The sequence below is a fragment of the Pseudomonas sp. ChxA genome (assembly GCF_030263855.1).
GTDB lineage: Bacteria > Pseudomonadota > Gammaproteobacteria > Pseudomonadales > Pseudomonadaceae > Aquipseudomonas > Aquipseudomonas fluorescens_CB.
Map to the genome: position 1 here is coordinate 2,407,484 of NZ_JARPMK010000001.1, position 19,635 is coordinate 2,427,118.

The following is a 19,635-nucleotide window of genomic DNA, read 5'->3' on the forward strand; positions in this document are numbered from 1 at the left end:
CTTTTTATTGTTCTTGTAGAATCCGCCTCGGCGTCTACGCCGGAGACTTGTTTAGTAGGACTTGGGAAGGCCCAAAACCTTTTCGGCGATATGGCACATGATTAGTTGCGGGCTCACCGGTGCCAGGCGCGGAATCCAGCTCTCACGCAGATAACGCTCGACGTGATACTCCTTCGCAAAGCCCATACCGCCAAGCGTCGCCACTGCGGTTTGACACGCCTGACTACAAGCTTCAGCCGCCAGATATTTCGCGGTGTTTGCTTCGGCGCCACAGGGTTGTCCGGCGTCATAAAGGCTGGCGGCTTTGTAAACCATTAACTGCGCGGCCTCCAAGGCCATCCAGGCTTGAGCTAAAGGATGCTGTATGCCCTGGTTTTGCCCAATCGGTCGGCCAAATACCACTCGATCCCGCGCATACTCAACCGCGCGCCACAGCGCCGCTTGACCTAGCCCCACGGCTTCTGCCGCAATAAGGATACGTTCGGGATTGAGGCCGTGCAGCAGGTACTCGAAACCCTTTCCTTCCTCGCCGATAAGATCTTCTTCGGGCACTTCAAGGCCATCGATGAAGAGCATGTTGGAATCCACCGACTTGCGGCCCATTTTTTCTATCTCGCGAACTTCGACTTTTTCGCGGTCCAGGCGGGTGTAGAACAGGGAAAGACCATGAGTCGACTTGCTGACCTGATCGCGAGGTGTGGTCCTGGCAATGATCAGCATTCGGTCGGCTACTTGCGCGGTGGAAATCCAGATTTTTCGGCCATCAATCACATACCCACCGGGGACCTTGCGTGCAAAAGTCTTAAGGTTTGTTGTGTCCAGACCTGTGTTGGGTTCTGTAACTGCGAAGCAAGCCTTCTCCTTGCCTTGAATCAACGAGGGTAAAAAGCGCTGCTTTTGCTCTTCGCTGCCGAATACCTGCACCGGGTTCAACCCGAAAATGTTCATGTGTACGGCTGATGCACCGGAAAGACCTGCTCCCGAGCCGCTGATGGTTTGCATCATCACCGCTGCTTCGAAAATGCCAAGACCGGCACCGCCATATTTCGCGTCCATGGCTATACCCAACCATCCCTGATCCGCTAAAGCGCGGTACAGCTCGTGGGGAAACCGGCCGTCGGAGTCGCGCTCAAGCCAGTAATCATCACCAAATTCCTTGCAAATTCGTTGAATGGAATCGCGGATGGCCAGTTGGTCTTCATTGAGCTGAAAATTCATCGCTTTCTCCGTTGTTTTTATTTGAGGGCCGCGGGGTACGCGCGCTTAATTCACCCTGGGAAAATTTAATTTACGCTTGTGAATTAAATCGCGCAATCATTTTCGTGATCGCGCTTTGTTCGAGGATTCAAGGACCACGGAGCAGTGGAATGCCGAGAACTGAGCAGCGTGCGAGCTCAGTGGGCTATTTCGGTGGGAGTGACGTCAAACCCGATGGACATCGGAAAAAGGAAGGCAATTAGAGGCCGCTAAGCGGTATGCGCTTTTCATGGCCCCTAAGGTGAGCGCCATACGCTGACCGCGGGTTTGATTACGTGGCCGGATGCAGAGTCCTGCATCCCGGCGATTGAGTCTGATCGAGAAAGCGTCGATTCAACCAAGATCTATGTCGGCAGCGATTGACGCGATGCACGCCACAAGCGGTGCTGAAAGGGTTTGCCAATGTTGACGCATGCGTGGCAGCGGACCTGCGATTGAGACCGCATACCATTCCCCGGCGAAATTGAAGGCACACGAGAGCGCCGCCAGATCATTGGAGCTTTCACCAATATTCTCACTCCAGCCACGCTCGCGAACTTCTGACAGTGCGGCCAGATAATCGTCTTCGGAGGTGAGAGTGTGATCAGTGAAGCGCGGCATTTCTAAACCTTCCAGTCGCTTCCGTACCTCCGCCTCGGGTAATTGCGCCAATATCGCCTTACCGATGGAGTTGGCATGTAAAGGCCGAAGCTCGCCAGCGTGAGGGGAGTAGCGGATTGGCTGGGATGAATCGAGCACGTGCAGATAGAGCACCTGAGAACCTTCCAATTTGCCCAATACTACAGTTTCATCGACCTCGTGCTGAAGAGCCTGCAAATGCTCATCTATGATATTAACCAGTGAGTCACCGCTATCGATCTGCATTGCTATGGACAGTAAGCGCTTTGTCGGGTAGTAGCCCCCCCGCTTGCGGACTTCATAAAGATACCCACGTGTCGACAACGTACGAATTAGCCCAAGGCAACTAGACATTGGGACATCCAGCAGCCGGGCTAACTCGGTCAGCGACATCGCGCGACGCTCGCGGGCAAAGACCTCTAAAAGGTCAAGTGTGCGGGCAACCAGTTTTACTTCCATAAGTTACTACCAACCTAGAACCAAAGGCAGAGGGTAGCTTCAAGGCCGTACACCTCACAAGTCTATGCTTGATTCAACGGTGGGCCGGGCTACTTCTCAACCTACCTCCTTTACGGAAAACACAACTAGGTGCTGGTGCAGTTTGACGTAGGCATAACCAAGGCTGCGATCCAAACTGGAATTGATTTACTCACCTGGATTTGCCTTCAGCAAAGCGGAAATTCTGCTGTTGGAGATTTGCCATCCAAGCGAGTACACACCTGACCTGTTCGCCAATGAGCAGCCCGCCGCGTCCCAGAAAGTCATGCAAGTGATGGATCAAATCAATGCGAAATGGGGTCGGGGCACGATGCGACCCGGACGTGTCCCTGTGAGCCCAGACTGGGGAATGAAGCGCGAGATGCTTAGTCCCAGCTACGTCCCCCGGCTTGATCAGCTTTGGACGGTCAAATGCCAACAGGGGCTATTTGCCGGGTTTCGGAGTCATAGCGACAACTTTTCCGCTGGAGACTGCTTTCAACTCAGCCATTTCGAACAGCAGGCGCTGGTTTACAGAAGCAATCCGGGCCACCTCCTCTAAAAGTCGGTCGTTTTCCGCACGGAGCAATTTGTTTTTCTCCTTCTCACTCATTAGCGCCTGGTGCTTCGAATCTCGCTGGGCGCGTACCGACTTGCCCATGAGGTTGCGAATTTTCTCAGCCACCGCTGGGTAGGTATTGTGGATGAGACCGGGCGTAACACCTGCTGCTCGGGCAACTGACGCGATGGAGAGCTTCTCATTGCCTGCGACGAGACTATCAATCACCTTATCCAGCGCGTCGAGGGTCTTAAATCTTGAACGACCTGGGGTGTGATCCTGGGTGGACTTATTCGCCATTTGCAGCCTCGTCCGCATCATCATTTATGGGAGAGAGACCCAAGCTCGTGATGACGGCGAGCGCGACTTGCAAGTCGCGCTCTGCTCGCTGCCTCACGGCAGGTCCAGCGTCTTCGATTTTGATAAGCTCTTTCTGCTGGATGTAAATGTCCTGCCAGGTGCCGGCGAATAATTCATCGATCACCGAATTTTTGCACCCTGGGCACCGTGTGGCCTCGTATAGGCCTGCGCCTCCGCAGCCCCGCTCCGTTGCAATGCACCAGCCGTGTCCAGTCGCACGGATGTTGGCATGTGGGGCCGTCTGGGCAAGTAGAGCGGCCCTATCCTTGATTGGAATTGCCCGCAATTCCACAATCTTTTCGCCAGCTCCACCTGCCAATGGCTGGTCATCAAGCCATGATTCGATCAGGTCGATTTTAAACTCTGTCATCTGCTGCAAGATCTCATCAAAAAGGGTCAGGTCTTGCAACGGATTGGACGCATAGAGTTGGGTCATGCTCATGCTGCTGTGTTTGAACTGCCATTTGAGATAGATTAGCGAAGTACGCCCCATACGGGATTCCACAAAGCATCTTGCATATGTTCGTCTGCATTGATGCGTCCTCAATGGCCAATCGCTTCCAGCGGCTTTAGCTATACGGTCAAACGCAGCATTGGATGCTTGCCCGCTAAGCGCCTCAACATGTTTATCCTGAAGTTTACCGCCCTGAGCGTGCCGCCCCAAAAATAGTTTCTTAGAGTCCTTGCGAGCCTTTTCCAGCCTCAGAAGGTGTTCGGCGGGATTAATGGGATCGATAGTTCTTGCAAGATTTCTAATCTCTAGTTCCAGTTCCTTTCTAATAGTGACTGAATATTTGGCCAAAAGATCCAGCGCATCCAGAGTCAACTCAGGGACAAGATATTCTACGCGACCCTTACCCGTCTTATGCTCTATTGTGGATACCCAGCAAAATTTTACTCCATTTTTTACTCCATTTTTTACCTCTTTGCGCCAAGCGCCAACCTCAATCCCAATGGCCTCGTCATTGCGCATACCGCTAGTGATTGAAACTATATAAAGCACAGCATCTCTGCATCGAATTGACATTCGTTCATCACTAGGATGATATCCTATACCACTGACCGCTAACTCAGCTTTCATCTCCCGAACGATACTTTCGCAATAATTGAAAATTTTTGATTGTTCATTAGGAGGAATAATATCCGTCCGCCCGACGTTTTTATTGGCGGCATCCAACCCTTTTACTTTGCCAATTCCGCAAATCCGCCACAATTTCGAGTCACCCCAAGGATAACTCTGAAAGGGAAAAATCGCATCAGCAGCAAACACCCAAAGAAAATCAATAACCCGCAACCGTCCATAGAGAGGAACAGGCTTTAGCTTCAACTCATCCTTGCAATGATAAACATAATTACTGATATGGATCGGACGGACATCCGCAAACCTTGAAACTCCCAGATTGTTCAACCAACGGATAAACGGCATCACGCTTGCAACAGCGAAAGTAGTGATACCCCGTGCGATAGGAGGCTTAGATCTAGGTAGACCTCGCTTAAACCATGCATAAGCAACCGCTTTGCAGTCATCAATGAGCGCCCGAGGCATGCTCATATCCCAATTGATAAATTTATAAGAAGGGGCAACGTTGGCCTGATCAAAAAACGGACGAAGATCCCACTGCGCATCGCCAAACCTACTGAGAACCAGTGTCTCGCCACGTTCATTAACGATCGCACTGATCACAATAGCATTTCGTTGTGCGGGACTCAGACCGTTGGCTGTTACCGGTTGTGCAATGAGGACATCATATGCTTTCAATACCGCGTTCGTGCTTCGTATGTTCAACTACCGCCTCCCATTTTTTTCTTCATGAACTCGATTTTTTTAGCCCAGAACAAGTGCGGAGTTGATTCAGCCTTGGACTTTGCTCGCTCAACTAAAGCGGCATCAAATTTTCGTGAAGTGAACTCATTGATAAGGTTAATATAGTCAAGCTGACGCTTACGCCATGCCTCCCACTCATCAGTGAGAAAATATTCGACTTCGGCATGAAGGAACTGCTGGTAACTGAACAGCCGGTATAAGTCCTCCAATGTGCCTACAATCGCATAGCTAGGGCAACCGAGGCAGTGAATAAACTCAGAACAGTGATTTACGCCGTCCTTAGGCGCCCAACCACCGTAAAGGCTATCTTTGCAGCCGCCTGGCGGGGTAGGTGTGACGTGGATGCCCCGTAGCTTGTCTGGAAAAGCCTCCCCAACAAAAGTTGCCCCTTCGGTCTTAATCTCATCATTGATTTTTAAGTAGTGATTATCCGCAACGCCCGGCGTATGGCCCATAACGGAGGACACTTCTAGAATGTCTCCACCGCTCAGCTTCCACAAACGGCTTTCCATAGTCTTCCGCAGTCGACTAAGCGTGACATGTAGTCGATCACCTAGATCGTCCTGGAGTGCGTGACGCTCACAAATACTTTTGATAGACACGTATAAAGCGCCGGCCGTCAGGGTAACAATGTTGTTCGCGCCACCCCGTTGCCCTGAACGATACAACCATACATATGAATAAATCTCCTCGGATGCTAGTGCTACAAGCGGCTTGCTGATTTCAAGGGCCTTATTCAAGACTGCAACTCCATCGAGCGGAATAGCGCTGTACTTATCTAGCAGATTAGTTTGACGTATTGTTTTACTTTGCGCACCTTTACCCCGACGCTTGTTAGTAGTTATCAATCTGAGATTTGGCACAAACGGGTGAGGCTTTAGGGCGTCTCTCGTCATTTCTAAAAGTGGCGTGGTATTAATACCTGACCTCGCCGCCGTGATTAGTAGCATCACTGCCATTGCCTCTGCTCCATTGCCAAGGAACGTGCCCTTATGGATAGCAACAAGGTCGGACTTTAATGCCCCGAGTAGCCTTTGCATTTCCCCCATGGTAAGCGGATCTGCGTCTTTCGTACTCTGCGCATTGTTGGGGAATGGATTGGGCGGAAAGAGATCGTCAGTATCGATTTCTACAAATCCATAATCAGCCAGAACAAAGACCAATGACTTAAAGCTGGTGTAATAGTTCTTGGCTGTCGAGCCGTTGGGGTACTTTAGCTTTAGCCAAGAGACATAACGTTCCAAATGGCGTTTGGTCAGGCCGTTCGGCGTAGCGGGCGGCGACTCGACCGAACTTCCACCTACGAAACGCAGAAAGAACCTCAACCCGTTCACAGAGTAACCAATCAAAGTGGCTACAGAGAAGTTCCCTCCTTGCAGCAACGCTTTGATAACGTAAATGCTTTGAATTGCCCAAGCGTCGAAGCCCAAACCTATGTATTGAGAATGGTCGAGCTGCCTATGATTTCTCGGGTTTCTAGGTAAATCAATTTTGATGCTGTCTTCGACAGCCTCGAATCCTTTCGTGACGGACTGCAGGACCGCCTTATAGTTCTTTTGCCGGGCCAACGTAACTACCCCAGGTGCGTTTAGTGGATTCAGCCATGAACATCATGTCAATTTCGTCCTCATGCGCAAGAACGGATTGAGCCTCCAGCTGGTTGATGAGATGCAAGTAAATCATCGTTGTTTGAACATCGGAATGCCCCAGCCTGTCTCTGACATACAATAGCGGCTCACCTTCAAATTCTTTGCTTTTTCGAAGAGCAAGCAAGGTATACGTCCCATAAGTGTGGCGTAGCATATGAGCCCGAACATAGAAGCCGCACTTTCGCTCATAGGACTTCATAACGTCCACTACGGAATCCTTTGAGTAATGCCTGCCTTCATTAGTGAGCAGCAGTGCAGTAACACTCTCATCACCATTGGACTTACGGACCTCTCGCTGGTGAAGGGAATAAGACCACATGCTCTCCATCAGCGACCATGGCACATCGATAGTCCTGGGTCTGTCGTACTTGATATGCATGTCTGAAGGATCAAGGGCAACGCTGATCATTTGACCTGGGCGCAGTCCACTCTTCAACCTAGGGTTGAACACATACTTGAGAGGAAAAGACCTAGCCTCACAGGAGCGGAGGCCTGTACGTACCATGAGGTGAAACAATATCTGGTGGCTTGGATCAGCATCTAGCGCAAGGCATACCTTGACTTGATCTTTGGTCAAGAATTTGGTCAGGCGCTTGCGGTCACGCACCATCACCGAAGCCTTCGTGCTCTCGGCTCCGGGTTTAGCGACATGACTGAGAAGACCGGAATGTGGAGCCACCCTGACCCTTTTCTCACCGAAGGGCAGCACGGTTATCAGGTTGCGCTGCTTGGCCCATCGGTAGAACCTCACGATCAGGGCCAGTCGGCTGTTTACCGTTTTGGGATCAAGTGCTAATTCTCCGCTAGACCAATCCCTGTACCTCGACAGAATGCTCAGACCATGGGCCGGGCTTTCTTCATCCCACGCTAAACCATTGGCTTCCAGAAAGGCGAAGTAATCGTACAGACGCCGCCCATAGGCTTCCCAGGTCAAATCGCTTAGGGCCTCACCTAATTCGATCAGCGTGTGCCAAAGGAAGGATTGTGCCGGCTCGACTGGCCATCCCTCTGACCCAATCAGCAAAGGAAAGCCTTCAAAGGATCGACCTACCAATGTTAGGTCTTTTGTTGCGAATACCAGCCTCATGCCGCTGCCCTAAACCATCACCTATGGGTTGCCTTATGAAGCCTAGAAGCGGCTGTTCCAGATGGGTTCAGAAGGTGGCGCGGACTCTACAGGAGTTACTAACGATATCCACCCCTCAGATCGTTGTTGGACAGCACCACGATAGGTGTCTTTGCTAGGTCGGGTCTGAACACTCGCTCGCAGCTCGCATAGAACGAGTTGCAGTCAATCAGGGCAAATACAGGTTCACGTGTTGTCATGATCGCGCACGCTGTATTTCACCACACCCCAGATCACCAGCTCATCGCCCTCCATGACATGCCTTGCCGGGTATTTTGAATTCTCTGACAAAAGCATCACGGCGTTCTCGCGCAGTAGCAGACGCTTGCAGAAGGGCTCGGAATTGAGTGCGGCAATGACGATATCGCCGCTGACCGCATCGATGCTCCGATCAACCACCACCAGATCACCCGAATAGATTCCGGCGCCCTGCATGCTGTCTCCATCAATCCTCACCAGGTACACGTGCGGCGCGCGGATATCGAACAGCTCATCAAGGGAAATGTGCTTTTCGATGTGATCAGCCGCAGGGGAGGGGAAGCCCGCCGGCACCCTGGATGAATAGAAGGGCAGCTTTATGCCGCCAGACGCGAGAGGGCCGAGGATGGTGATGCTCATGATTCAAGCCTTACGGGGTTAACTGTACGTATATACAGTTAACGATTTGGTTCGCTTGCGGTCAATCTCTTAGGTACGACAATTCGACGGGTGACACCATGTGCGGACGCTACTCGATCTACGAATCGATGGATCACTACCTAAAGGAGCTTGCGCCGAAGCAGTTGGTGATCAATGGCTATGACCTGTGGCCCGTCGAGCGGTACAACGTCGCGCCTTCTACGCGGGTGGAAATCATCCGGCCAGTGGGAGAGAGCTTGAGTGTCGATAAGGTTAAATGGGGATGGGCGCCATTCTGGGCGAAGGGAAAGCGTCCTGATCCAATAAACGCGAGAGTCGAGACCGTCATGACCGGGAAATTCTTCAATCAGCTTTGGCCAAATGGTCGCGTACTCGCGCCGGCGAACGGCTGGTTCGAATGGGTCAAGGACGAAGAAGATCCAAAGAAAAAACAGCCGTATTTCATAACCCTGAAAGAGCAGATACCGATGTTCTTTGCGGGTTTGGCTGAGGTGCACGAAGGTCTGGAACCAGATGATCGAGACGGCTTTGTGATCATCACCGCTGCGAGTGACCAAGGTATGGTCGATATCCATGATCGCAAGCCCTTGGTCTTGGCACCTGAGCACGCCCGCGAATGGATAGATCCCGACACCTCACCGGAACGAGCTCGGGAACTGGCAATGGAGCACTGCAGGCCTGCTGAAGATTTTCATTGGTACAAGGTTGGCAAGGATGTGGGTAACTTTCGTAATCAGGGCCCACATCTTATTCAACCGCTTTCCTTGGCTTCGGATGTAGACGATTGATGAGAGCAGAGGGGATAAGAAGGTGGCTAGCTAAGGCCTATTAGTACGGCGCAATGAGGCGGAAATTTCGATTAGTAGGTCAACTGATGAGTCTGATGCGATAGTTTGATGAAGGAGATTCATCAAAATACGGGTATGTGATCCGTAGAATCATCTGACGTGGTCGCTCTTCCGGATCCCATCCCGAATTTAAGTTGTGAGGCCTCATGAACGTAAGCCGCGCCAACCTCGCAGACTTTGTCTACTTTCTCGCCATTGCTCGCCATCAGAGTTTCAACCGCGCAGGCAAAGAGGTTGGGATTAGTGCCTCCGCCTTGAGCCATGCCATCAAGGGGCTGGAAACCAGAATCGGCGTTCGTTTACTCAATCGCACCACTCGCAGCGTCACGCTCACTGTGGCGGGCGAAGAGCTGCACAAGCTAATAAGTGAGCCCATGCTTGAGATGGGGCAGGCCATGGAGGTTCTCAATCGTTTCCGCGATGAGCCTACTGGTCGTATTCGCTTAAACTTGCTCAGCGATGCCGCAGATTTTTTACTCGGCCCCGTATTGCCCGTCTTCAACGACCGCTACCCGGAAATCCAGATCGATCTGACTGTGACCAACCTGATCGTCGATGTTATCGGCGGTGGCCATGACGCAGGTATACGCTACGGCGGCACTGTTCCGGAGGACATGATCGCGCAACGTTTGTCTCCGGACATCCGCTGGGTCGTGGCTGGCGCTCCGCAATACCTGAAGCGCTTTGGTGTTCCAGAACATCCGCAGGATTTGCTCAAGCACCGCTGTTTGCGCATTCGTTTGGGCAACGGCTGTATGTACGACTGGGAGTTCGAGAAGGGCGAGGAAGCAATTTCGATTGCGGTTCCTGGATTGATTACCATCGACGAAACCCGTGTCGGCCTGTCTTTAGCTCGGCAAGGGGCCGGCTTGATGTATGCGCCAGAACCGGCCATGGCGCCTCTTATCGCGAGCGGGTACGTCACAACGGTTCTTGATGATTGGGCCAGCATCGCACCTGGTTTTCACATGTACTACTCGAGTCACCGGCAGTTACCGATGGGCCTGCGTCTGCTGATCGACCTCATCCGCGAGCTGCAGCCCCTTGATGAGCCATCGCCTGTGGCCACCCTCGATAGTTTGTGAAGCAGCATATGCGAATAATCAATGCCAGCGATCATCAGCTAGCGGTGGCCTATGGTGTTCTGTTCACCTCTTCAAGTTCATCACGCATCAGAGGTTTCTTCCTTCAGGACTTCTGCCGGCTCGCAAACACTTCGCTGACCACAGGCACAGCGGTAAACACGTTGGGCCAACCGGTGTAGAAGGCTAATTGCGTGAGCATTTCTGATGCCTGCCCTTGGGTGAGGCCATTATCCATTGCTCGATTCAAATGAGCGCCAAGTTGAGCGACTTGCCCGGTACCAATCAGCGCACTCACGGTGATTAAACTTCGTTCACGTGGTGCGAGCCCTGGGCGCAACCACAGGTCATGGAATAACGATGCACTGGTGTAATAGACGAGACCTGGAGATACCGGGCCGACCGTTTTATCGACGAATGCTGTACGAACCTTCTCCGAAGCTTGGTCAATGGGTAGTAACGGTGGTGCCACGGGCGGCAGTTGGTCTGCAGTGATGCCGCGCTTCGCAAATACATCCTTCGTGATGAGTATGGTTGCCGTGGCGTTGCCCCAGCCCGTATAAAAGGCGAGATGATTGATGACTTCGGAGATTTCTGACGCCTTGACGCCGTTATCCAAGGCCAGATTCAGGTGATAGGCGAGCTCTACGGTCTGCTGCTCGGAAATTAGCACCGCGAGGGTGATTAGGCTGCGATCTCGGGTAGACAGTCCTGGACGTTTCCAGACTTCGCCCAAAAGGGTCGACTCAGTGCTGTGAGCCAACGCTGGCGATACTGCTCTTACGTCATCCAGCGTCGGCACTACGGGAAGTTGTGATGTTTTGGCGTTGCGATCCGTTGAGGCACAAGCGGCCAGGAGCAGGCAGAGGCAGACGACGCCTGCTTGAAAAGGCCTCATCTCGATGCCTCGTATTGCGCTTCGTTGACCGGCTCCATCCATACGACATTCTTTCCATCCATGGCCTCCTGGATCGCGATATGGGTCATACCCGTGGTCGCGGTCGCCCCGTGCCAGTGTTTAACGCCGGGCGGTGTCCAGACGACATCGCCTGGCTTGATTACAGTTTTCTCACCGCCCACCTGCTGAATCCAGCCAACGCCTGCGGTGACTACAAGCGTTTGGCCTTTAGGATGTGTATGCCAGGCAGATCGAGCCCCTGGCTGGAATGTCACCGCACCTGCGGAAGCAGTGGAGGGGGCACGTGCAGCGAACAGAGGGTCGATCCTTGCGTTGCCGACGAAATTGCCGGGAGCCCCCATAAGTGAGGCCTGGTCGCCATTCCTGACAATACTCATGGCTTGATCCTCCGGCAGATCCGCTGCGTACGCAGACGCGTCGGACAGGATCGCCGCAGTCAGCATTGAGGCAGAGACGAGTGTTCTCATGAGGCAAGCTCCTGCTGGAAATGCATTAGAGCTGACAAGCTATTGCAAGACCTTCCTGACGACTACACGGCAAAACCGACATGAAGCGATGAATATCTTTCATTAGTCCCGCTGCGCGCTTGCTCCTACTGACTCGAGCCCTCTAGCGCAAACGCTGCCTAGATTGCTGAGCATCACTCATCAGAACATCCCGGATTTGCCCCATATTCATCTTCTTCCTCCTTTATTAGCGTGGGTGGCCTCAGCAGTCCCGTTCACGGCTGCAATCCCTACGATGCCCGACGGAGGTTTATTGATGATCCATAAACGCATGTCCAGCTCGGCTATAGCCGCTTTGAAATCGCTCGGCGGCCCTGCGTTGGATAAGACATGGCCGGATTACCGCTCACGGACAGGGAGTGTCCGGTGAGTCAGACCAGCGTGGCAACGACCAAGCATCCGGGGCTTGGCGTCGGCAGCGACCAAGGAGAGCGAGAGCACGGCTTGAGCATCCTGCTGATCCTCAGCGCGCTGCTCGCGTTTGCATCTATCTCCACGGATCTCTATTTGCCTGGGATGCCAGTGATGGCCGCCGATCTACATGCGGACGGCGCCACGATGGAATTAACCATCAGCGGTTACCTAGCGGGCTTCAGTGTCGGCCAACTTTTCTGGGGGCCGTTCAGCGACCGGTTTGGTCGAAGATTACCCGTGGCACTTGGCTGCCTGTTGTTCATAGCCGGCTCTGCCGGCTGTGCACTCTCGACCAGCGGGAAAGCCCTGATTGCTTGGCGCTTAGTTCAAGCATTTGGCGCTTGTGCGAATGTGGTACTTGCACGCGCCATGGTGCGGGATTTGTATGAGGGGCGGCGGGCCGCACAGAAGATGTCGACGCTGATGACGGTCATGGCAATCGCACCGCTCGCGGGGCCGACAGTTGGTGGGCAGATTCTCCATCTGTTGTCGTGGCACGCGATCTTCTGGACATTGGTGCTATTGGGTGTAGCGACGCTGACGAGCTTGCTTTGGTTGCCTGAGACATTACCGTCAGCGCGGCGTAGCCCCACGTCACTGCCAGCCATTGCAAAGCGCTACGGTGCGCTATTGCGTACGCCGAAGTTCCTGGCCTACATCGGCACTGGCGGTTTTTTCTACGCCGGTACGTTCGCCTATATCGCGGGTTCTCCCTTCGCTTACATCGAGTATCACCACGTCAGTCCGCAATGGTACGGCGCATTGTTTGGCGCTGGGATTGTCGGGCTAATGGTGACTAATCAGCTCAACGCGCGCCTGCTGAAACGACGAGGTAGTGACGCCATGATGGTGATGGGCGGACTGATCTCTGGCATTGCCGGCGTCATTATTGCTGGCACCACCTGGGCAGATTGGGGTGGTCTGCCGCTGTTGATTTGCGGCTGTTTTCTATTCGTATCGGCCACCGGCTTCGTGCTGGCCAACGCAATCACTGGTGCGCTTAATTGCCTCCCTGAATTTGCCGGTTCGGCCTCGGCACTTGCCGGCGCATTGCAGTACGGATCGGGGATTTTGGGCTCGGCATTGGTGGCCGTTTTTGCTGATGGTACGCCTTGGCCCATGGGGTGGGTTGTAGGCATCTGCGGCTTGGGGTGCGCACTTAGTGCGGCCTTCGCCCTGCGCACTCCACAACCGACGCAGCAGTCTTAGCATTAGAGGAAATATCGATGAGCTTCTCATTTGAAAATAGAGTCGCCCTGGTCACTGGCGCCGCCTCCGGTATCGGTCTGGCAACGGCCAAGGCATTCGCCGAGGCTGGAGCCTCAGTTGCCTTAGCCGATGTTGATGGTGACGCGGCCAATGCTGCCGCTGAGGCTCTGGTGAAGGCCGGTCATCAAGCCATCGGGATCCGGTGCGATGTCGCGCAAATCGATCAGGTCGAAGCCATGGTGAAAGAAGCAATCGCAACGTTCGGTCGCCTGGATGCTGCTTTCAATAATGCCGGTATCCAGAACCTCCTTGCAGAAACGGCTGATGCCACCGTGGAAGATTACGACAAAGTGATGTCGGTCAATCTTCGCGGTGTTTGGAGCTGCATGAAGTTTGAGCTGGAGCACATGCGTTGCCAAGGCAGCGGCACCATCGTCAACTGTTCGTCTTTGGGCGGGCTGATCGGAGGAGCCGAGCGCGCCAACTACCACGCAGCCAAGCATGGAGTGATAGGGCTGACCAAAAGCGCGGCATTGGAATATGCAGCTCGGAATATTCGTGTCAATGCAGTTTGTCCAGGACTGATCTGGACGCCGATGGTCGATCAGATGGTTGCTGCCGGGCAGGGCGAAGCGCTTGAGGGCATGACCAAGGCGGTGCCAATGGGCCGACATGGCAGGCCAGAGGAGATCGCCGACGCGGTTCTCTGGTTAAGCAGTAGCGCCTCGAGTTATGTCACAGGCCAGTCCATTTCAGTGGATGGCGGATTCGTTATGCGGTGATCACGCCGCGAAATGATCCTTCAACAGTGCGCTGATTTTCCAATGCTTGAATCCTAGGCAGCGCGGCCCTTGCAAGTAATGCCTGACCTCCAACCGTCCATCAAAGGAAGAGCTACATGTCGGAATCGAATCCATCCAAAGCAAAAACGATGACGGTGATTGCGTTGGGTATCATCATCCTGCTGGCTGGACTATTTATGCTCGCGGGCGGCAGCTATCTCATTACCTTGGGCGGTTCCTGGTACTTCGCGCTTTCGGGCCTTGGCATGACGTTCGGTGGTCTGCAATTGGTTCGCCGTCGAGCTTCGGGGGCAGTCGTCTTTCTTCTGGTTTTCCTTGCTTCGGTAGTCTGGTCTGTATGGGACGTTGGCTTCGCGTTCTGGCCGCTATTTTCCCGTTTGACAGCGCTGGCGGTGTTGGCGCTGTTGGTATTTTTGGCTATGCCATGGCTGCGTAATGGCGGCAAATCGTCCATCAGCAAGATCGGATACCCAGGCGCCGCTGTGGTGACCGTGGCCTTAGGTGCTACGTTTTATGCAGCCCTGCAACCGCAACCGATCCAGACTGCAGAAGGAACGTCATCACCTGTTGCTGGCAAGGCCGTGGGAACCGTCGAACCTGCTACGGATTGGCGATATTTCGGGCACACCCCATCAGGTACGCGTCACGCTGTGCTAGACAAGATCAACCCGCAAAACGTATCCGATTTGAAAGTTGCCTGGACGTACCGCACTGGAGAGGTTCCGAGGGGCAGGGAAGGGCACGTTGTTACACCGCTTCACGTTAGCGGTGTGCTTTATGGATGTACGCAGTCGAGCCAGTTATTCGCCCTGGATGCTGATACGGGAAAAGAGATCTGGCACCACAACCCGAACGTACAGGCTAACAACGTTTATCCGCGCTGCCGTGGAGTGGGTTATCACGATGCAGCGACCGAGGTTTCAGCCGCTGACGCTCCGATACCCGTACCAGCCTGCTCGCGCCGGATCATTTCAACGACCGTCGACGCTCGAATTGTTGCTGTTGACGCTCAAACGGGAGCGTCCTGCGATGATTTCGGTGATCACGGCAGCGTTAGCTTGCGTAGCGGAATGGGCAGTTCCGATCAGGAGCTCTACTTCCCGACAGCAGCTCCAACCGTCGTGCGAAACCTGGTAGTGGTTGGAGGCTTGGTGTGGGACAACCAGAAAACGGGTGAACCCTCGGGTGTCGTTCGTGCCTTTGACGTCCACACAGGAAAACTCGCTTGGGCGTGGGATTTGGGCAATCCAGCCATCCTTCGTGAACCACCAGAAGGCGAGAACTATACAGCGGGAACGCCCAATGTCTGGTCGACCCCGGCTTTCGACGATGAACTTGGTTTGATCTACCTTCCAACTGGCAACGCCACTCCCGACTTTTGGGGCGGCCACAGGACTGAGGCAGATGATCGTTACTCTTCATCAATCGTAGCGCTGGATATCGCCACTGGTCGTGAGCGTTGGCACTTCCAGACCGTGCATCATGACCTTTGGGATTACGACGTGCCGTCGCAACCAGCGCTCTATGACTTGCCAGACGGTCAGGGTGGAACGCTACCAGCGCTGATTCAAACCACCAAGCGCGGCCAGATCTTCATGTTGGATCGACGCTCCGGTATGCCGATAGCTCAAGTAGTAGAGCGCCAGGTTCCGCAAGGAGGCGTCGCAGATGATCGGCTGTCGCCCACACAACCGTATTCGGTTGGAATGCCGGCCCTGGGTATAGAACCATTAAGCGAAAAACGGATGTGGGGGCTGACACCGCTAGATCAACTGATCTGCAGGATCGACTTTCGCAAGGCACGATACGAGGGTGAGTTCACGCCACCCAGTGAACGCCTGACTCTCCAGTATCCGAGCTGGTTGGGCGGTATGAACTGGGGTTCTGTTTCCGTTGCCGAGAACCTGGGTTACATGATCGTCAATGACACCAGGGTTGCCACCTGGAGCCGGATGATTCCCCGTAAAGCTTATGATGACGCAGGCACAACAGGTGGCGGGCATGAGGGCAACGCTCCCCAAGCGGGTACACCATGGGGTATCGAGATGGGGCGTTTTCTGTCTCCCTTGGGAATCCCCTGCCAAGAACCTCCATACGGCACGATCAGCGCGATTGATTTGGCGACGCGTAAGGTCGCCTGGTCTATGCCTTTGGGGACGACTGAGCAAACTGGCCCACTCGGATTCGCCACTCACCTGCCTATGCCAATCGGCATGCCAACCCGTGGCGGGCCAATTACCACGTCCAGTGGATTGGTATTCATCGCGGCAGCGCAGGACTTTTACATCCGTGCTTTTGATGTTCGTAGCGGCAAGGAACTGTGGAAAGGGCGGTTGCCTGTCGGGGCAGAGGCAACGCCGATGACGTTCGTCTCGCCAAAGAGTGGCCGACAATATTTAGTCGTCAGCGCTGGCGGTAATTCAGCCACGACGCAGAAGGGTGATTACGTGGTGGCGTATGCACTGCCGCAGTGAAGGAGGGGGAACCTGATGGGTAAACGTTTATTAGGAGTGCTCGCATTGGCTGGATTACTTGCAGGGCAAGCACTGGCCGCCGAAGAAAATGGCTTAGTGGTGCGCATCGCGCAACTCGAAATCGATCCTGCACAGGTTGTGGCCTATCAAGCCGCAGTCAAAGAAGAGATCTCAGAGTCGACTCGCGCCGAGCCGGGCGTCATATCAATCTACGCCGTCGCCGAAATCGACCGCCCAAACTGGTTCCACTTCTTCGAAATCTACGCGAGCGACTCGGCATACCGAAGCCATATCGAATCGCCGCACTTCAAAAAGTACGCTGCCACAACTAAGTCGATGATTCTGTCGAAGCGCCTGATTGAAACCACACCAATCGAGCTTAGTCCCCGGCCTGGCCGATAACCGGCTCCGCGCTGGGCAAGCTGTTTTTCAATGGAGCAAAATGAGTGAAAAATTTAAAGGTGATGGCAATTGCAATTGCAATGGCGGGGCTGGCGTATTTTGTGGCGGGCGGTTATCAGGTGATGGCATCGGACGCCCAGTCTGCCGCACCACCGGCGTACTATGTCGCCGAGTTTGAAGTTACCGATCCCGAGGGGATGAAGCCTTACAGTGCGCAGGTAGAAACAACCTTCAAACCCTATGGAGGGCACTTCATCGTGCGGGGCGGGAAGACCATCTCGCTTGAAGGTGACGCGCCAAAGCGTCGCCGTGTTGTCATCGAGTTCGCGAGCGTCGAAAAAGCCCAGGCTTGGTACAACTCTGCGGAGTACACCGAACTGAGGAAAATCCGCCAGCGCTCAGCCAAGACGGATGTCTACTTGATTGAGGGAGCTTCGACACCATAAGCGCCGCCTGTACAAATCGCAGCGTTGAAGACACTTATAAGAGCCTTTGAGAGCGAGCCTGGGCGCGGCTACATCGACTTTACCGAGACGACGTCCACATACTTGTACTTCTTCCTAGCGGCCTTCACGGCCTCTTGTTCAGCAAGCAATGAGCTCAACGTATCAGCCTCGTGAATCAGCTCGACCATTTTCCCTTCAAACTCGTTTCCAACCCGTAACGTAACCCTCAGCCTGGGCGTAAAAGCTTTCGCTTTCTTCTTGGCTGCTGGAGCAACCACCGGTTTCGCGGGCACAACTTCTTCCACAGGCTCTTTTACTAGAGGTGCGGGCACCTGCTCTTCGGGCTGAGGCGTACCGAATAGGGCACGACGCATTTCTTCTTCAGTTAAATCAGAGCTCATAGAACATCTCAAAGTGGGCGGTAATCAGCTCGACGAATTCTACTGGGATGGCGGCTCCAGCGTGTCCTCTGGGAGCATGTATGGTCACTGTGAATTCGGGCTACGTGGTCAACATTTCAACGTGGTAGTGGGCTAGATAGCGATAAATATGATGCAACGTAAGCTAGGCTATTGAGGGCTTAAGGGTTCATCGCAATGGTTGTCTGGCTTCGTCTTCGACAACTGAGTGAACTGCTCCAATGCGTTTTGGAAATCCTCCAATGCAAAGCTTACCGGCTTGCTCTCGGCGATCCATTTTGTCGAGATTCCAACTTCCAGTTTGGCCGAAATACTACGACCAAAGCGCCGCCAGTGTACTGTGTCACCTTCGATTATCTGCTCAGCGACCAAGACGATACAGTCGAAATTCATGTCATCGCTACAGACCAGCAACGGCACGATTGTGGAGCTTCCATCCTCCGCCGGGATGATGCGACGGTTCGCAAGAGCGTCTTCGTCTTCGTCGATAAGCCAGATCAGAGAAAGACCAAGGCTTGCGACGTCTGACCATTCGAGATGAGTGGACAGCCATTGCTCAATGCCAATGCCGTCAATCATTAACCATGCACAAGCGCTCCTTGCGAATCTAGGTCGGTAGTAAGCAGCGCTGATAACTTGGTGCATGGCGAAGTCCTTTAGTGCAGTGCGGCTGTGTCATAGAGAATGATGATACATCACGCCTATCGTCGTAGCGCCTGCTTCAAGCCGAACGCCTAAACCAGATCAACAGCCCTGACCACCGTAGCTCGTTGAAGGACAAAGCTGGCACCTTGTACTGTGCAGGATCTGAATCAAACTACAAGGAGGCATGAGGTGCGCGACAAGCAGATTTGGGAACTGACAGCGAGCGATCTGTCAGACGTCTTTGCGTGAAGGTGGTCAACCCTGGCGATCACGCTGCTGTGGCCAACGTTGAGTTGATGGTGCGCGAACGGCTGGAAAAGATGGGGAAGGAAGGCGAGTTTTATCCGGCTGAGGAGACGGACACTCATCGATAGCACCCAGCAGCTCTGGTAAAAAAATAGGGTCTCGGCTAGTCGTGAGTGCCTCAGTACGCCATTTGAGCATGTGTTGCGATTTCCGCTTTGTGGGCAAATTGCACTAGCTCTGTGCTTTGGCGCTCCTGTACTGTTCGTTCCACCAGATGACAAGTTCAGCATGTTGCTCGTGAGTGATCCATGCGAAATTTGTTTTGTCCGCCGGGTCGCCCCCAAAGACTAAGGGCTTCGTATACCACTTGATCTTGCCAGCGAAACGCTCGTCCGGCTCAAGGGAAATCTGCTGGGGAAGGGCAAACGGCGCGGCATAGGACGCATCGAGTGGCAGCGTCGGAATGGTAAACATTACTCCGGAAGAGTTGATGACGATAAAGTCGTCCCATCCTCTTAGACCTAATAGCGCGTACCCCGGAAGATGATGATCAAATCCGTAGGCCTTCATGGCAGCTAAGCTCTCATCCTCCGTGAAGATGATGAAATAGTCGTCGTTTTGCCAACCTTCGTTCATGAGGGGGTGACTCACTTTTGGCAGATAGGGAGGTACTCGGTGTGCTACCAGCGTCTCGTGGCCGACAGAGAGCAAC

General features: G+C 53.7%; 19 protein-coding genes and 2 pseudogenes. 8 read left to right on the forward strand and 13 right to left on the reverse strand.

Going from position 1 to position 19,635, the window contains the following annotated elements; translation table 11 throughout:
• Positions 1-51: 51 nt before the first annotated feature.
• Together P5706_RS10805 and P5706_RS10810 are read right to left on the reverse strand one after the other, a co-directional pair.
• Positions 52-1,218, reverse strand: coding sequence for an acyl-CoA dehydrogenase family protein (locus P5706_RS10805; RefSeq protein WP_198721187.1), 1,167 nt, complete (start codon positions 1,216-1,218; stop codon positions 52-54).
• A gap of 372 nt (positions 1,219-1,590) precedes the next feature.
• Positions 1,591-2,334, reverse strand: coding sequence for an IclR family transcriptional regulator (locus tag P5706_RS10810; protein WP_198721186.1), 744 nt, complete (start codon positions 2,332-2,334; stop codon positions 1,591-1,593).
• A 175-nt stretch (positions 2,335-2,509) separates the two neighbouring features.
• Here P5706_RS10810 and P5706_RS37175 point away from each other — a divergent pair.
• A pseudogene (locus tag P5706_RS37175) lies at positions 2,510-2,788 on the forward strand (DUF4113 domain-containing protein); the annotation flags it as partial.
• Between the two features lie 9 nt (positions 2,789-2,797).
• Here P5706_RS37175 and P5706_RS10820 read toward each other — a convergent pair.
• The 6 genes and pseudogenes from P5706_RS10820 to P5706_RS10845 form a co-directional block, all read right to left on the reverse strand.
• Complete coding sequence (locus tag P5706_RS10820; protein ID WP_198721185.1) at positions 2,798-3,211, reverse strand: TetR family transcriptional regulator; 414 nt, start codon at positions 3,209-3,211, stop codon at positions 2,798-2,800.
• On the reverse strand, positions 3,201-5,030 hold the full coding sequence (locus P5706_RS10825; RefSeq protein ID WP_232923561.1) for a site-specific integrase: 1,830 nt from the start codon (positions 5,028-5,030) through the stop codon (positions 3,201-3,203). Before P5706_RS10825 ends, P5706_RS10820 begins: the two co-directional genes overlap by 11 nt.
• A 23-nt stretch (positions 5,031-5,053) precedes the next feature.
• Entirely contained in the window at positions 5,054-6,664 is a 1,611-nt protein-coding gene (locus tag P5706_RS10830; protein ID WP_232923562.1) for a site-specific integrase, read from the reverse strand.
• The gene (locus tag P5706_RS10835) at positions 6,642-7,832 is read right to left on the reverse strand and encodes a tyrosine-type recombinase/integrase (RefSeq protein WP_198721184.1); all 1,191 of its coding nucleotides are present in this window, start codon (positions 7,830-7,832) and stop codon (positions 6,642-6,644) included. Before P5706_RS10835 ends, P5706_RS10830 begins: the two co-directional genes overlap by 23 nt.
• A gap of 119 nt (positions 7,833-7,951) precedes the next feature.
• Positions 7,952-8,071, reverse strand: a pseudogene (locus P5706_RS10840) (Y-family DNA polymerase); the annotation flags it as partial.
• Complete coding sequence (locus P5706_RS10845; protein ID WP_285679225.1) at positions 8,058-8,489, reverse strand: LexA family protein; 432 nt, start codon at positions 8,487-8,489, stop codon at positions 8,058-8,060. The gene P5706_RS10845 and the pseudogene P5706_RS10840, both read right to left, overlap by 14 nt.
• 98 nt (positions 8,490-8,587) lie before the next feature.
• Between P5706_RS10845 and P5706_RS10850 the strand changes: the two genes are divergently transcribed.
• Both P5706_RS10850 and P5706_RS10855 read left to right on the forward strand, forming a co-directional pair.
• A complete protein-coding gene (locus P5706_RS10850; RefSeq protein WP_285679226.1) occupies positions 8,588-9,298 on the forward strand; it encodes an SOS response-associated peptidase in 711 nt (236 codons plus the stop codon).
• 206 nt (positions 9,299-9,504) lie between these two features.
• Positions 9,505-10,443 (forward strand): LysR family transcriptional regulator, encoded by a 939-nt coding sequence (locus P5706_RS10855; RefSeq protein ID WP_285679227.1) that lies wholly within the window; start codon positions 9,505-9,507, stop codon positions 10,441-10,443.
• Between the two features lie 103 nt (positions 10,444-10,546).
• Here the strand turns inward: P5706_RS10855 and P5706_RS10860 are convergent, their stop codons facing one another.
• Positions 10,547-11,338: a carboxymuconolactone decarboxylase family protein gene (locus P5706_RS10860; protein ID WP_285679228.1), complete on the reverse strand. Its 792-nt coding sequence runs from the start codon at positions 11,336-11,338 to the stop codon at positions 10,547-10,549.
• On the reverse strand, positions 11,335-11,826 hold the full coding sequence (locus P5706_RS10865; protein WP_285679229.1) for a (R)-mandelonitrile lyase: 492 nt from the start codon (positions 11,824-11,826) through the stop codon (positions 11,335-11,337). Before P5706_RS10865 ends, P5706_RS10860 begins: the two co-directional genes overlap by 4 nt.
• A gap of 405 nt (positions 11,827-12,231) precedes the next feature.
• Between P5706_RS10865 and P5706_RS10870 the strand changes: the two genes are divergently transcribed.
• From P5706_RS10870 to P5706_RS10890, 5 genes are all read left to right on the forward strand, one after another.
• The gene (locus tag P5706_RS10870; protein ID WP_285679230.1) at positions 12,232-13,488 is read left to right on the forward strand and encodes a Bcr/CflA family multidrug efflux MFS transporter; all 1,257 of its coding nucleotides are present in this window, start codon (positions 12,232-12,234) and stop codon (positions 13,486-13,488) included.
• 17 nt (positions 13,489-13,505) lie between these two features.
• A complete protein-coding gene (locus tag P5706_RS10875; protein ID WP_285679231.1) occupies positions 13,506-14,270 on the forward strand; it encodes an SDR family NAD(P)-dependent oxidoreductase in 765 nt (254 codons plus the stop codon).
• 116 nt (positions 14,271-14,386) lie between these two features.
• On the forward strand, positions 14,387-16,765 hold the full coding sequence (locus tag P5706_RS10880; protein WP_285679232.1) for a membrane-bound PQQ-dependent dehydrogenase, glucose/quinate/shikimate family: 2,379 nt from the start codon (positions 14,387-14,389) through the stop codon (positions 16,763-16,765).
• 15 nt (positions 16,766-16,780) lie between these two features.
• Positions 16,781-17,167, forward strand: a complete 387-nt coding sequence (locus tag P5706_RS10885) for a putative quinol monooxygenase (RefSeq protein ID WP_285679233.1) — start codon at positions 16,781-16,783, stop codon at positions 17,165-17,167.
• 44 nt (positions 17,168-17,211) lie between these two features.
• Entirely contained in the window at positions 17,212-17,613 is a 402-nt protein-coding gene (locus P5706_RS10890) for a DUF1330 domain-containing protein (RefSeq protein ID WP_285679234.1), read from the forward strand.
• A 68-nt stretch (positions 17,614-17,681) separates the two neighbouring features.
• On the opposite strand, the gene P5706_RS10895 is transcribed toward P5706_RS10890, so the two are convergent.
• The 3 genes from P5706_RS10895 to P5706_RS10905 form a co-directional block, all read right to left on the reverse strand.
• Positions 17,682-18,014 (reverse strand): hypothetical protein, encoded by a 333-nt coding sequence (locus tag P5706_RS10895; protein WP_285679235.1) that lies wholly within the window; start codon positions 18,012-18,014, stop codon positions 17,682-17,684.
• Between the two features lie 168 nt (positions 18,015-18,182).
• Positions 18,183-18,677, reverse strand: coding sequence for a hypothetical protein (locus P5706_RS10900; protein WP_285679236.1), 495 nt, complete (start codon positions 18,675-18,677; stop codon positions 18,183-18,185).
• 477 nt (positions 18,678-19,154) lie between these two features.
• Positions 19,155-19,559 carry a hypothetical protein gene (locus P5706_RS10905; RefSeq protein WP_285679237.1) on the reverse strand — a complete coding sequence of 135 codons (405 nt, stop codon included), beginning with the start codon at positions 19,557-19,559 and terminating at the stop codon, positions 19,155-19,157.
• Positions 19,560-19,635: the final 76 nt, after the last annotated feature.

Coding starts and splice junctions, on each gene's coding strand:
- P5706_RS10820 (WP_198721185.1), bottom strand. CDS start 3,211: ATGGCGAATAAGTCCACCCAGGATCACACCCCAGGTCGTTCAAGATTT.
- P5706_RS10905 (WP_285679237.1), bottom strand. CDS start 19,559: ATGAACGAAGGTTGGCAAAACGACGACTATTTCATCATCTTCACGGAG.
- P5706_RS10810 (WP_198721186.1), bottom strand. CDS start 2,334: ATGGAAGTAAAACTGGTTGCCCGCACACTTGACCTTTTAGAGGTCTTT.
- P5706_RS10835 (WP_198721184.1), bottom strand. CDS start 7,832: ATGAGGCTGGTATTCGCAACAAAAGACCTAACATTGGTAGGTCGATCC.
- P5706_RS10855 (WP_285679227.1), top strand. CDS start 9,505: ATGAACGTAAGCCGCGCCAACCTCGCAGACTTTGTCTACTTTCTCGCC.
- P5706_RS10880 (WP_285679232.1), top strand. CDS start 14,387: ATGTCGGAATCGAATCCATCCAAAGCAAAAACGATGACGGTGATTGCG.
- P5706_RS10860 (WP_285679228.1), bottom strand. CDS start 11,338: ATGAGGCCTTTTCAAGCAGGCGTCGTCTGCCTCTGCCTGCTCCTGGCC.
- P5706_RS10895 (WP_285679235.1), bottom strand. CDS start 18,014: ATGAGCTCTGATTTAACTGAAGAAGAAATGCGTCGTGCCCTATTCGGT.
- P5706_RS10865 (WP_285679229.1), bottom strand. CDS start 11,826: ATGAGAACACTCGTCTCTGCCTCAATGCTGACTGCGGCGATCCTGTCC.
- P5706_RS10900 (WP_285679236.1), bottom strand. CDS start 18,677: ATGCACCAAGTTATCAGCGCTGCTTACTACCGACCTAGATTCGCAAGG.
- P5706_RS10805 (WP_198721187.1), bottom strand. CDS start 1,218: ATGAATTTTCAGCTCAATGAAGACCAACTGGCCATCCGCGATTCCATT.
- P5706_RS10850 (WP_285679226.1), top strand. CDS start 8,588: ATGTGCGGACGCTACTCGATCTACGAATCGATGGATCACTACCTAAAG.
- P5706_RS10875 (WP_285679231.1), top strand. CDS start 13,506: ATGAGCTTCTCATTTGAAAATAGAGTCGCCCTGGTCACTGGCGCCGCC.
- P5706_RS10885 (WP_285679233.1), top strand. CDS start 16,781: ATGGGTAAACGTTTATTAGGAGTGCTCGCATTGGCTGGATTACTTGCA.
- P5706_RS10845 (WP_285679225.1), bottom strand. CDS start 8,489: ATGAGCATCACCATCCTCGGCCCTCTCGCGTCTGGCGGCATAAAGCTG.